Source organism: Streptomyces herbicida (assembly GCF_032656585.1).
GTDB classification, from domain to species: domain Bacteria; phylum Actinomycetota; class Actinomycetes; order Streptomycetales; family Streptomycetaceae; genus Streptomyces; species Streptomyces herbicida.
Map to the genome: position 1 here is coordinate 18,294 of NZ_JAUYWJ010000004.1, position 12,249 is coordinate 30,542.

Here is a 12,249-nt window from a genome sequence, read left to right on the forward strand (position 1 = left end):
AGGTTCCTCGCTCATGTCCGAAGTCAACCGGCGCCGATTCCTTCAACTCGCTGGCGCCACCACGGCGTTCACCACGCTTTCCAGCAGCATCCAGCGCGCCGCCGCGCTGCCCGCGAACCACCGCACGGGATCGATCGAGGACGTCGAGCACATCGTCGTCCTGATGCAGGAGAACCGCTCCTTCGACCACTACTTCGGCTCGCTCAAGGGCGTCCGCGGCTTCGGCGACCCCCGCCCGGCGGTCACCCGGCAGGACGGCAAGCCGGTCTGGTACCAGTCGGACGGTACCAAGGACCTGCTGCCCTTCCACCCCGACGCCGACGACCTCGGCATGGCCTTCCTCCAGGACCTCCCGCACGGCTGGAACGACGGTCACGCGGCCTTCGACGGCGGCAAGTACGACAAGTGGGTGCCGTCCAAGGGCTCCACGACGATGGCGTACCTGACCCGCGACGACATCCCGTTCCACTACGCGCTCGCCGACTCCTTCACCATCTGCGACGCCTACCACTGCTCGTTCATCGGCTCCACCGACCCGAACCGCTACTACCTGTGGACGGGTTACACCGGCAACGACGGTCAGGGCGGCGGCCCGGTGCTCGGCAACGACGAGGCGGGCTACGGTTGGACGACCTACCCCGAGCGCCTGGAGAAGGCCGGTATCTCCTGGAAGATCTACCAGGACGTCGGTGACGGCCTCGATGCGAACGGCTCCTGGGGCTGGATCCAGGACGCCTACCGTGGCAACTACGGCGACAACTCGCTGCTGTACTTCAAGCAGTACCAGAACGCCCAGCCCGGCGACCCGCTCTACGACAAGGCCCGCACCGGCACCGACGCCCGCAGGGGCGAGGGCTTCTTCGACCAGCTCAAGGCCGACGTCAAGGGCGGGAAGCTGCCGCAGATCTCCTGGGTCGTCGCCCCCGAGGCCTTCACCGAGCACCCCAACTGGCCCGCCAACTACGGCGCCTGGTACGTCGCCCAGGTCCTCGACGCGCTCACCGCCGACCCGGCGGTGTGGGCGAAGACGGCCCTGTTCATCACGTACGACGAGAACGACGGCTTCTTCGACCACGTGATCCCGCCGTTCCCGCCGGGCTCCGCGGCCCAGGGCAAGTCCACCGTCGACGCCGGACCGGACCTCTTCAAGGGCGACGCCGGCCATGTGGCCGGACCCTACGGTCTGGGCCAGCGTGTGCCGATGCTCGTCGTCTCCCCGTGGAGCAAGGGCGGTTTCGTCTGCTCCGAGACCCTCGACCACACCTCGGTCATCCGCTTCATGGAGCGCCGCTTCGGCGTGCACGAGCCGAACATCTCGCCCTGGCGGCGCGCGATATGCGGCGATCTGACCGCCGCGTTCGACTTCTCCCGCAAGGACACCCGCCCGGTCGTGCTCCCGGACACCGACGGCTACCGGCCGGCGGACCACGACCGCCACCCCGACTACGTCCCGACGCCGCCCGCCAACCCGGCCCTGCCCCGGCAGGAGCGCGGCCGCAAGCCCACCCGCCCGCTCAAGTACGCCCCGTTCGTGGACGGTTCGGCGGACAGCGCGGTCGGGAAGTTCACGCTCACCTTCGCCTCCGGCGCCAAGGCCGGCGCCGCCTTCCTGGTCACCTCCGGCAACCGCACCGACGGCCCCTGGAGCTACAGCACCGAGGCCGGCAAGACGGTCGCCGACACCTGGAACTCCGCGTATTCGAACGGCTCGTACGACCTGACCGTGCACGGCCCCAACGGCTTCCTGCGCGTTTTCAAGGGCCCGGGCAAGGCGGCCGGACCCGAGGTCACCGCGCGGCACAGCGGCGACGACGTCGAGCTCACCTTCACCAACAAGGGCTCGCGCACCGTCGAGCTGAAGCTGGTCAACGGCTACACCGGCCGGCCCCTGACGTTCCAGGTGCGCCCGGGCGCCAGGGTGCGGCACGCCGTCGACCTCGCGGCGAGCAGGCGCTGGTACGACCTCACCGTCACGTCCGACAACGACGCCACGTTTTTGCGGCGGTTCGCCGGACATGTCGAAAATGGGTGCCCGGGTGTCAGCGACCCGGCGATCCGCACGGCGTAACAGGGCGATGAATACCGCATCGTGGGGACTGGTCAGGTACTGGTTGGCTCAGGGTAGTGTGCCCCGGTGACCACGCAATCGAACACTCCTGCAGGCTGGTACCCCGACCCCCACGGGGCAGCCCAGACGCTGCGCTACTGGGACGGCGCGCAGTGGACCGACCACACCAGCCCGGCCCAGCAGGGCACTCAGCAGGCTCCTCCGCAGGCCGCCGTTCCGCACCAGGCGGGCGGCGACGCGAGGGTGCAGCGTCAGGTGCAGCAGCAGGCCGGGGTCGCTGGGGGCGGCCCCGGCGGCGGCACCCTGTTCACCGAGCCCGTCCTGGTGGTGAACCAGAAGGCCAAGCTGATCGAGCTGACCAACGAGTACAAGGTCATGGATCAGAACGGCAACCAGATCGGCTCGGTCACCGAGGTCGGTCAGGGCGTGCTGAAGAAGATCCTGCGGTTCGTCTCCAGCCTCGACCAGTTCCTGACGCACAAGCTGGAGATCCGCGACGCCCACGGCCAGCCGCAGCTGCTGCTGACCCGGCCGGCGAAGTTCTTCAAGTCGCGTGTGATCGTGTCGCGTCCGGACGGTTCGCCGGTGGGCGAGATCGTCCAGAAGAACATGATCGGGAAGATCAACTTCGCGATGAACGCGAACGGCCAGCAGGTCGGCGCGATCAAGGCGGAGAACTGGCGGGCGTGGAACTTCGCGATCGTCGACCACGCGGACAACGAGGTCGCCCGGATCACCAAGACCTGGGAAGGCCTCGCCAAGACGCTGTTCACGACCGCGGACAACTACGTCCTGCAGATCCACTACCAGCTCCCCGAGCCGCTGCTGAGCCTCGTGGTGGCGACGGCGCTGACCGTCGACACGGCGCTCAAGCAGGACTCGCGGGGTCTGGGCTGACCCGGCCGGGTCCGCGCCGATACAGCCGAGCAACGGCAACGGCGGCCGGTGCGTGCGGGATTCGCACGCACCGGCCGCCGCCTTTGTGTCGTGTCGGGGGAGTCGCTACAGCGCGGTGAGCTGTCCGGGCTCCGGTCGCCGCGGCACCAGGGCCGGTTCGGGCGAGGCGGTTCCCGGCTCCAGCGCGAGCACCGCGGCCACGGGGTGCTCCTCGTCGTTCCCGACCGGCGCGGGCGTCTGCCGGGTCAGCAGCACCACACCCCAGGACGCCAGCCCCGCCCCGGCCAGCGCCAGGAGCACGCCCGCCGCACCGCCTTGCAGGCCCTGCCCGAGCAGTGTCAGGCCGATCACCGCGGCCGCCACGGGGTTGGCGAGCGTCACGACCGCCAGCGGGGCGCCGAGGCCGCCGCGGTAGGCCGTCTGCGACAGCAGCAGCCCGCCGGTGGCGAACGCGGCGACGAGCAGCGCCACCACGACCACCTCCACGCTGAGCACCGGGCCCGTGCGGTCCGTCGCCGCCACGGTCACCGTCTGGGTGAGCGCCGAGGCAACACCGGAGGCGAAGCCGGACGCCGTCGCGTGCCGCAGACCCGGCCGGGTGCCGGGCCAGGACAGCGCGCCGATCAGGGCGGCGGTGGTACCGGCGACCGCCGCCGCCTCGGTGAGGCTCAGCACCCGATCGGGAGCCGGACCCGAGGCGGTCACCAGCAGGGCGGCCAGCCCCAGCAGCGTCAGCGCGGTGCCCCGCCACTCGGCCGTGCTGACCTTCCGCCCGGCCGCCCGTGCCCCCATCGGGACCGCCGCGACCAGGGTGAGCGCGCCCAGTGGCTGCACCACGGTCAGCGGGCCGTACTTGAGGGCCACGACGTGCAGGAGTGCCGCGCCCGCGTTCAGCCCGACCGCCGACCACCACGCGCCGGTGCCGAGCAGCCGCAGCAGGCCTCCGTCCGGGCCGCGGGAGGCGAGCCGTTCCTGGGCCACCGCGGCGGCCGCGTAGGCGACGGCCGAGACCAACGACAGGACGACGGCGACCAGGACGGCGCTCATCGGGCCGCTCCCACCAGGACGGGCTCCTCCGGTACGAGCGTGCGCGTGCCCCGTCCCGCCGTACTCGCCGTGCGGTGCGGCGGGTGGATGAGGGCGAGCGCGACACCCAGCATGGCCGTGGCGACGATCGCGTCCAGCCAGTAGTGGTTGGCCGTGCCCACGATCACCGCGAGGGTGATCGCCGGATGCAGCAGCCACAGCAGGCGCCGGCGGGACCGGGTCGCCACGATCAGCCCGATCGCCACCATCAGGGCCCAGCCGAAGTGCAGCGACGGCATCGCCGCGTACTGGTTGGAGAGGTGGTCGGTCTGCGGGGGGCCGTAGACCGACGGGCCGTACAGCTGCGCCGTGTCCACCAGGCCGGTCGCGGCCAGCATGCGCGGCGGGGCGAGCGGGAACGTGAAGGGCAGGACGAGGGCGGCCGTGGTGACCGCGGCGAGGACCCGCCGGGCCCAGACGTAGTGCGCCGGGCGGCGCAGATAGAGCCAGACCAGGAAGGCCAGGGTGGCCGGGAAGTGGACGGTCGCGTAGTAGGTGTTCGCGAGGTGCACCAGGGTGCCGCTGTGCAGCAGCGCGGACTGCACGTCGCCCTCACCGGGAAGGTGCACCGCCCGTTCCAGGTCCCACACGCGGTGGGCGTTGTGCAGGGCCTCGCCGGTATGGCCCGTGGCCAGCCGGCGGCCGAGCTTGTAGACGAGGAAGAGCCCTGCGACGAGCAGGAGTTCACGGCCGAGCGGAGGCCTGGCTATGGCTCCTGGCTCGGGTTCTGCAGGCTCGGTGCGGGCATTCATCCCCCGGCCCCTTCGCTGACGGCGGTGCGTGTGGTGGTGCGTGCTGAGACCCGGGCCACGGCCCGAACTCATCGATACGTCTCCGTACCGATACGCCAGTGTACCGATACGCTTGGGTACCGGTACACTGGCGTATCGATAGACGTAGGACACACTGGTTACAGGTTTCGAAGCCGCGCTTGAGGACCGCTTCAGGCAGCCTTGAGCAACGGCAGGGCGCACGAGTCGCACACGAGTGAGGAGAGAGCGCATGACGTCGCAGGCCGCGGACGGACCGGAGACGGTCGCCGCCTCGCGCCGCTCCAAGATCACGCCCGAGCGTGAGCGGGAGTTCTTCGACGCTGTGCTCGAACAGATCCGTGAGTGCGGCTATGACTCCGTCACCATGGAGGGCGTCGCCGCCAGCACCCGGTGCAGCAAGTCCACGCTCTACCGCCAGTGGAAGACGAAGCCCCAGTTCGTGGCCGCGGCGCTGCGGTCCAACCGTCAGGCGCGCTTCGGCGGCATCGACACCGGATCACTCGCGGAGGACCTGCGCCAGGCCGCGCGGGACGCGGGGGACTGGTCGGGCAAGGACACCCGGCTGCTGCAGGCCCTCAGTCACGCGATCACCCAGGACCCCGAGCTGCAGCAGGCACTGCGCGAGGCCCTCGTCGATCCCGAGATCGCCGCACTCCAGGAGATCCTGCGGCGTGGGGTCGAGCGGGGCGAGGTGAGGGCCGGTCATCCGGCGCTCGAGTACATCCCCGCCATGATGTTCGGGGTGCTGCGCGTACGGCCCGTGCTGAGCGGCCAGTACGCCGATTCCGACTATCTCGTCCGGTTCGTGGAGGCCGCCGTGCTGCCCTCGCTCGGGCTGACCTGAGACCCAGGCCGCCGTCCACGGGATGACTGGACGGTGACCTGTTCGCGCCGCACCGTGGGGACGGGGGCGGCGCGCACCCTGGGCCGGGTGGGGTTCCTCTTGAGCGGAGGGGCACCCCACCCGGCCGCATCATGTGCCGGGGCGGGCCGGCCCGGGGAGTCAGACGTTCTGGCCGATGCCGCCGCCGGACGACACCTTGATCCCCTTGGTGATTTCGTCGATGACCGACAGCTTCTGCCCGACGTCGACGCCGAAGCGCACCACGACCATCCGATCGGGACGCGCCGGGGAGGGGAAGGCGAGCGACTCGACCCAGCCGTCGGCGCCCTTGCTGGTGACCGCCTTCCAGCGGACCAGATAGCCCTTCTGCCCGGCCACGGTGACCGCCTTGGAGGCAAGCACCTCGTGCGAGGTGATGCTCCCGTAAGTGGTGCCGCCGTAGGACTCCTTGGCGTTCGCCGCGATGTCCGCCTTGGCGACCTCCTCGGCCGTGCTGCCCTTGCTGTGCAACAACGCCGCGGGCGCCGAGTAGGCACCGCCTGCGGTGCACTTCTCGGACACGTCACCAGGGCATTTGTACGAGTTGTTCGACGTGACCTGTGCGCCCACCGTGAGGCCCTGCCCGGTCCAGCCCTCGGGCACGGGCAGACTGATCCCGTTGATCGGGTCCGGCACGCTGCCACCGCCCTCGACCTTCGGAGCCTCGGACTGGCCCGGCGAGGGCGGCTGACCGTCGGAGCCGCCCGAACCGCCGGAGCCGCCGCCCGGTCCGCCCTGCCCGCCGTTCTGTCCCTCGGGACCGCCACGGCCGCCCGGGCCGCCCTGCCCCTGCTGCGAACCGGCCCGGTCGCGGCCGCCGGAGTCGTGCTTGGAGAGGGCGTACACGCCGACCCCGATGCTCGCGAGCACCGCGACGGCCACCGCGACGGCTATCCCCGTGCGCAGACCGCGCCGGGAGCCGGCCGGCGGCTGGGCGGGATACCCGGGATACCCGGAGTGGCCGGCGTAGGCCGGGTACGGCCCGGTGCCCTGCGGCTGCGTCGGGGGACCCCAGGCGGCCGCCGACCCGGCGGGGCGGGTCTGGTCCGTCCATGCCCTGCCGTCCCACCAGCGCTCGGTGGGTGGACCGTCATTCGTCTGCCCGGGGTCGGGGTACCACCCGGGAGGAGTCACCTGCGTCATGCCCCCACCGTATGAGGCGTCGGTGAAAGCCGGATGAGAGGACCCGGCAACAGTTGCGTGTCGACGGTCCGCGACCGTGCTCTCCCGGCCATGGTCACTCCACCTCCAGCCGCACCGGCGCGTGCCGTACGGGCGCAGGCAGCCGCAGCCCGCCCCGCCCCGGGGTCACCGAACCCAGGACGCTCGGATGCCGGGCGCCGGTGCTGACCGGTTCGGTGCCCGCGAGCCCGTGCGCCGTGAGGAAGCCGAGGACCGCGAAGGCGTACGCCTCCTTGGCGGCCGAGGGCAGGCCCAACTCGTCGGAGGTGCGCACCGCCACCCCGGGCAGCCGGTCCCGCAGCATCGCCATCAGCACCGGGTTGCGCGTTCCGCCGCCCGAGGCGATCACTTCCGTGGCGCCCACGGACCGTACGGCGTCCGCGACCGTGCGGGCCGTCAACTGGGTGAGCGTCGCCAGCACATCGTCCGCGGGCAGGCCGTCGAGTCCGGCCGCCCGCACATATCCGGGGTGGAACAGCTCCTTGCCGGTGGTCTTCGGCGCGGGCCGCGCGTAGTACGGCTCGCTCAGCAGCAGGTCCAGCAGCGGCCCGTGCACCCGGCCGCGCGCGGCCAGCGCGCCGTCGGCGTCGTACGCCCGCCGCCCGCCGCTGAACTCCCGGGCCGCGGCGTCGGTCAGCGCACAGCCGGGACCGGTGTCGAAGGCCGTCCCGTCCGGCGCGGTGAGGTTGGCGATCCCGCCGATGTTCAGCGCGACCGGTGTGCCCCGCCTGCCCCGCAGCCACAGCAGGTCGACCAGACTCACCAGTGGTGCGCCCTGGCCGCCCGCGGCGACGTCGCGTGGCCGGAAGTCGGCGACGACGGGCAGCCCGGTCGCCTCCGCGATCCACGCGGGCTGCCCGAGCTGCAGCGTCCCGTGCACCCGGCCGCCGTCCACCCAGTGGTAGACCGTCTGCCCGTGCGAGGCGATCAACTCGGCCTGCCCGTCGCACAGTTCACGATCGGCCCGGACGGCCGCCGCCGCGAAGGCCTGCCCGATCCGGGTGTCGAGCCGGCACACGTCCGCAAGAGGAACGGCCGACGGGGGCAGCGCCGCCGCGAGGGATTCCCGCAGCGCCTCGTCGTACGGCTCGCTCACCATCCCGAGCGGCTTCAGGACGAGCGCGTCACCGCCGAGGCGCAGCTCGGCCGCCGCCGCGTCGACGGCGTCGTACGACGTCCCGGACATCAGTCCGATCACCAGCACCTGGTCAATCCGCCTTCCCGGCCGGGCGCCCGAGGAGCGCGAGCGCGCTCACCGCGCAGGTCGCCGCCGCGTAGTACGCGGGCACGTCCACGTTTCCGGTGCGCTTCACCGTCTCCGTGATGATGAGCCCGGCGCACCCCGAGAACACGGCATTGGACAGGGCGTAGGCGAGTCCCAGCCCCGTACAGCGCACGCGCGTCGGGAACAACTCGGCGAGCATCGCCGGCCCCGGCCCGGCCATGAGCCCCACGACCGCCCCGGCGGCGCACAGGGCCGCGTCCTTCACGAGAGGCGAAGTCCCCTCGCTCTGCAGGAGGTTGAACAGCGGCACCGCCGCCCCCACCACCAGCACCGCCCCCGTCAGCATCACCGGCCGCCGCCCGATCCGGTCACTGAGCAGGCCCGCGGGGAGGATCGCCGCCGCGAAGCCCAGATTGGCCAGGACCGTGGCGGTCAGCGCCTGCCGGAAGTCCGCGTGCAGCGCGGTCTGGAGATACGACGGCAGGACGACGAGGAAGGTGTACCCGGCCGCCGACCAGCCCATCACCCGTCCGGCCCCCAGCGCGACGGCCCGCACGACCTCGCGCACGGGCAGGCGCTCCGCTTCCGGCGCCCGCTCCCTGAACGACGGTGTCTCCTCCAGCCGGACCCGCAGCCACAACGCCCCCAGCCCCATCGGCAAGGCGAGCAGGAACGGCAACCGCCAGCCCCAGGCGTTCAACTGATCCTCGGTCAGCACGGTCGCCAGAGCGACCGCCGCGCCCGCCCCGCCCAGCAGTCCCAGAGCCACGGTGAACGACTGCCACGCGCCGTACAGCCCGCGCCGGCCCGGCGGGGCGAACTCCGTCATCGCCGACACCGCGCCGCCGAACTCGCCTCCCGCGGACAGCCCTTGAACGGCCCGCAGAAGGGTGAGCAGCCAGGGGGCCAGGGCGCCGGCCGTGGCGTAGGTCGGCAGCGCGCCGATCAGCGTGGTCGCCCCGGTCATCAGGGTCACCACCAGGATCAGCACCGGCCGCCGCCCGATCCGGTCGCCCAGCCGCCCGAAGAGGGCCGCGCCGACCGGCCGGAAGAAGAACGCCAGGGCGAAGGAGGCGTATGCCTTCACCAGCCCCTCGACCGCGCCACCGCCCTCCGGTGTGAAGAACTTCTGCGCGACGACCGTCGCGAAATAGCCGTAGGCACCGAACTCGTACCACTCGATGAAATTGCCCACCGACCCCGCGGTCAGCGCCCTTACGGACGACGCCTGTTCCGGGGTCCGGCGATCTTCGAAAATCAGCTTCATTCCCAGCCCTGTTGACGGTCCGTCGACTCCACAGCGGCAGGTCCGGGCAGGGGCACGTCGTCCTCACGCGTCCCTGTTCACCCGTCGCGGCAACACGTGCCCGGAGCGGCCTCCACACAGCCAATCCGACGGCTACGCTCGTGGTCTGTACGTCGTTCGGGCGACACCGGGGAGGTAACGGGATGACGGAGGCACGGCCCCCAGTGGCCGCTTCGCCTTCCCTGTGGGAGCGCGACGCGGAGATCGCCGCCGTCGCACAGGCGCTCGACGCCCTGTGCGCGGACCGTTCGTCCTCCGGGAACCTGCTCGTGTTCCGGGGCGACGCCGGACTCGGCAAGACGGCGCTCCTGTCCGAGGCGCGCCGTGTCGCCGAACGACGCGGCTGCACGGTGTGGTCCACCCGCGGCGGCGAGACCCTGAAGTCCGTCCCGTTCAACGTGGTACGGCAGCTGCTGCAGCCCGCGCTGGTCTCGCTGATGCCGGAGGAGGCCCGCGAGTACCTCGGCGACTGGTACGACATCGCGGGGCCCGCGCTCGGCATAGCGGAACCCGGCGAGCGGCAGGCCGACCCGCAGGGTGTGTGCGACGGCCTGGTCGCCGCCGTACGGAGACTGGCCAAACGGGAGTGGCCGCTGGTGCTCCTCGTCGACGACGCGCACTGGGCCGACCAGGAGACCCTGCGCTGGCTCACCGCGTTCGCCGAGCGCCTCGACGATCTGTCCGTCCTCGTCGTGGTCGCCCGCCGGCCCGGTGAGGTGTCCGGTGACAGCGCCCGCTACCTCGACGCGATCGCCGCCACCGCGGGCCGCCCCGTCAGCAATCTGAGCGCCCTCACCCCGGACGCCACCGCCGGACTCACCCGTGCCACGCTCGGCCGGTACGCCGACGCCCCGTTCTGCCGCGAGGTCTGGGCCGTCACCGGCGGCAACCCGTACGAGACCATTGAACTGCTCGCCAAGGTGCAGGACAGCGACCTCCAGCCGGTCGAGACCCACGCCGGTGAACTCCGCCCGCTGAACCGCTCCGCCCGCGGCGGCGGACTCGTCGCCCGGCTGGAGGGCCTCGGCATCGACGCCACCCGGTTCGCCTGGGCGGCCGCCATCCTCGGCACGGGCATCACCGTGGACCTGGTCGCGCAGCTCGCCACCATGAGCATGGACGACGCGCAACGCTGCGCCGAACTGCTGTGCAGCGCCCGCATCCTCACCGAACCAGACCCCGCCGCCGCCCGGCCCGAGGACGGCGACCTGGAGTTCGTCCACCCGCTGATCGCCTCCGCCGTCTACAACTCCATCCCCGAGGCCCTGTGCACCGCCATGCACGGCATCGCCGCCCAGGTCGTCACCGACTCCGGGCGCGGTGCCGCCGCGGCCTCCCGGCACCTCCTCCAGGTGCACCCGGACGACGACGAGGAACTCGTCGAGCAGCTCCGCGAGGCGGCCCGGGAACACCTCGCCGTCGGCGCCCCGGACGCGGCCCGTCGCTGTCTGGAACGCGCCCTGGTCGAACCGCCCGTGCCCGAGGTCCACGCGCGTGTGCTCTACGAACTGGGCTGCGCCACGCTGCTGACCGCGCCCGCGACCACGATCGACCATCTGCAGAGCGCGCTCGGCATGCCCGGCCTCGACGGCGACGAACGCGTCGACGCCGTCTTCCGCCTCTCCCAGGCGCTGCTCCACAACAACCAGCTGGAGGAGGCCGTCCGCACGGTCGAGGCAGAGGCCGCCCGCCACGAACCCGGGCCCGCCCGGATGCGGCTGCAGGCCGTGCAGTTCATGTGGGAGGGCATCCACGGCGAGACGGCCTCACCGGGCCGCTCCGAACGACTCGCCGACCTCGCCCGGACCTGCACCGGCCGCGACAACTCCGAGCGCGCCCTGCTGATCCTGCGCGGCTTCGACGCCATGACCCACGGCGAGAGCGTGGAGGAGGTCGCCGAACTGTGCGACCGCGCCCTCGTGAACGGCCGCCTCGCCCCCGGCCTGGGCTGGACCGACACCGAGTGGGGCGTCGAACTGCTGATGATGCTGGGCAGTTCGTACACCTACGCCGACCGGCTCGACCGCGCCGAGAGCCTGTTCGCCGAGGCCTTACGCGCTTACACCACCGCGGGCTGGAGCGGCGGCCACCTCTCCCTGGCGAACGCGTTCCTCGGCCTCGCCTACCGCCGGCAGGGCCGCCTCAGGGACGCGGAGACCATCCTGCGCGAGTCCCTCGCACTGGCCGAACGGGTCGGCCGCGGCCTGCCCCTGTACTGGTCGGCGACCTGCGGGCTCGTCGACACGCTGCTGGCCCGCGGCCATGTGGACGAGGCCTGGGCGGTGGCCGAGCAGTACGGCTTCGCACCGCCCTACCCGTCGACGATCGTGCTGCCCGACACCCGCTCCGTGCGCGGCCGGCTGCTGCTCGCCGTCGGCCGTACCGAGGAGGGCATCAACGAACTGGAGGCGGCCGAGAAGACGGCGGCCTCCCGGGGCGGCCACAATCCGGTCCTCGCGCCCTGGGCCGTCGACCTCGCCAAGGCCCTGGCCGTGCAGGACCCGCCGCGCGCCGCCCGGCTGGCCACCGAGGCCCGCCGCCAGGCCGAGCGCTTCGGCACGGACACCGCCATCGGCGAGGCCCTGCGCTGTGCGGCCGCCCTGGAGACCGGGCAGCGCGCGGTGCGGCTGGCCGCGCAGGCCGTCGCCTATCTGGAGGCCTCGCCCTGCCAGTACGAACACGCGGCCGCCCGCGTCGAGTACGGGATCGCAGCCCGTTCGGTCGCCGAGCTCAACCGGGGCCTGGCACTCGCGCGCTCGTGCGGGGCGGACGGGCTGGTGACGCAGGCGAGGGAGGTACTGGAGACGGGCCGGGGACTGCTCTGACCGC

The 12,249-nt window shown here is 72.3% G+C and carries 9 protein-coding genes; 4 read left to right on the forward strand and 5 right to left on the reverse strand.

From position 1 onward, the window contains the following. The first annotated feature begins 13 nt into the window (after window positions 1-13). Together Q8A52_RS09755 and Q8A52_RS09760 are read left to right on the forward strand one after the other, a co-directional pair. Window positions 14-2,068, forward strand: a complete 2,055-nt coding sequence (locus Q8A52_RS09755; protein WP_316750141.1) for a phosphocholine-specific phospholipase C — start codon at window positions 14-16, stop codon at window positions 2,066-2,068. A gap of 66 nt (window positions 2,069-2,134) precedes the next feature. Next, window positions 2,135-2,965, forward strand: a complete 831-nt coding sequence (locus tag Q8A52_RS09760; RefSeq protein ID WP_316750143.1) for a phospholipid scramblase-related protein — start codon at window positions 2,135-2,137, stop codon at window positions 2,963-2,965. Between the two features lie 105 nt (window positions 2,966-3,070). Here the strand turns inward: Q8A52_RS09760 and Q8A52_RS09765 are convergent, their stop codons facing one another. Together Q8A52_RS09765 and Q8A52_RS09770 are read right to left on the reverse strand one after the other, a co-directional pair. Next, entirely contained in the window at window positions 3,071-4,012 is a 942-nt protein-coding gene (locus Q8A52_RS09765; protein WP_316750144.1) for a hypothetical protein, read from the reverse strand. Further along, on the reverse strand, window positions 4,009-4,803 hold the full coding sequence (locus Q8A52_RS09770; protein ID WP_316750146.1) for a phosphatase PAP2 family protein: 795 nt from the start codon (window positions 4,801-4,803) through the stop codon (window positions 4,009-4,011). Before Q8A52_RS09770 ends, Q8A52_RS09765 begins: the two co-directional genes overlap by 4 nt. Window positions 4,804-5,053: 250 nt before the next feature. Here Q8A52_RS09770 and Q8A52_RS09775 point away from each other — a divergent pair, with 250 nt between their 5' ends. After that, the gene (locus tag Q8A52_RS09775) at window positions 5,054-5,668 is read left to right on the forward strand and encodes a TetR/AcrR family transcriptional regulator (RefSeq protein WP_316750148.1); all 615 of its coding nucleotides are present in this window, start codon (window positions 5,054-5,056) and stop codon (window positions 5,666-5,668) included. Between the two features lie 159 nt (window positions 5,669-5,827). Here the strand turns inward: Q8A52_RS09775 and Q8A52_RS09780 are convergent, their stop codons facing one another. The 3 genes from Q8A52_RS09780 to Q8A52_RS09790 form a co-directional block, all read right to left on the reverse strand. Further along, window positions 5,828-6,850, reverse strand: coding sequence for a DUF2510 domain-containing protein (locus Q8A52_RS09780; RefSeq protein ID WP_316750150.1), 1,023 nt, complete (start codon window positions 6,848-6,850; stop codon window positions 5,828-5,830). A 94-nt stretch (window positions 6,851-6,944) separates the two neighbouring features. Further along, a complete protein-coding gene (locus Q8A52_RS09785) occupies window positions 6,945-8,093 on the reverse strand; it encodes an anhydro-N-acetylmuramic acid kinase (protein ID WP_316750152.1) in 1,149 nt (382 codons plus the stop codon). Between the two features lie 4 nt (window positions 8,094-8,097). Continuing rightward, on the reverse strand, window positions 8,098-9,381 hold the full coding sequence (locus Q8A52_RS09790; RefSeq protein WP_316750154.1) for an MFS transporter: 1,284 nt from the start codon (window positions 9,379-9,381) through the stop codon (window positions 8,098-8,100). A 182-nt stretch (window positions 9,382-9,563) separates the two neighbouring features. On the opposite strand from Q8A52_RS09790, the gene Q8A52_RS09795 reads away from it, so the two are divergent. After that, window positions 9,564-12,245: an ATP-binding protein gene (locus tag Q8A52_RS09795; protein WP_316750155.1), complete on the forward strand. Its 2,682-nt coding sequence runs from the start codon at window positions 9,564-9,566 to the stop codon at window positions 12,243-12,245. Window positions 12,246-12,249 lie beyond the last annotated feature (4 nt).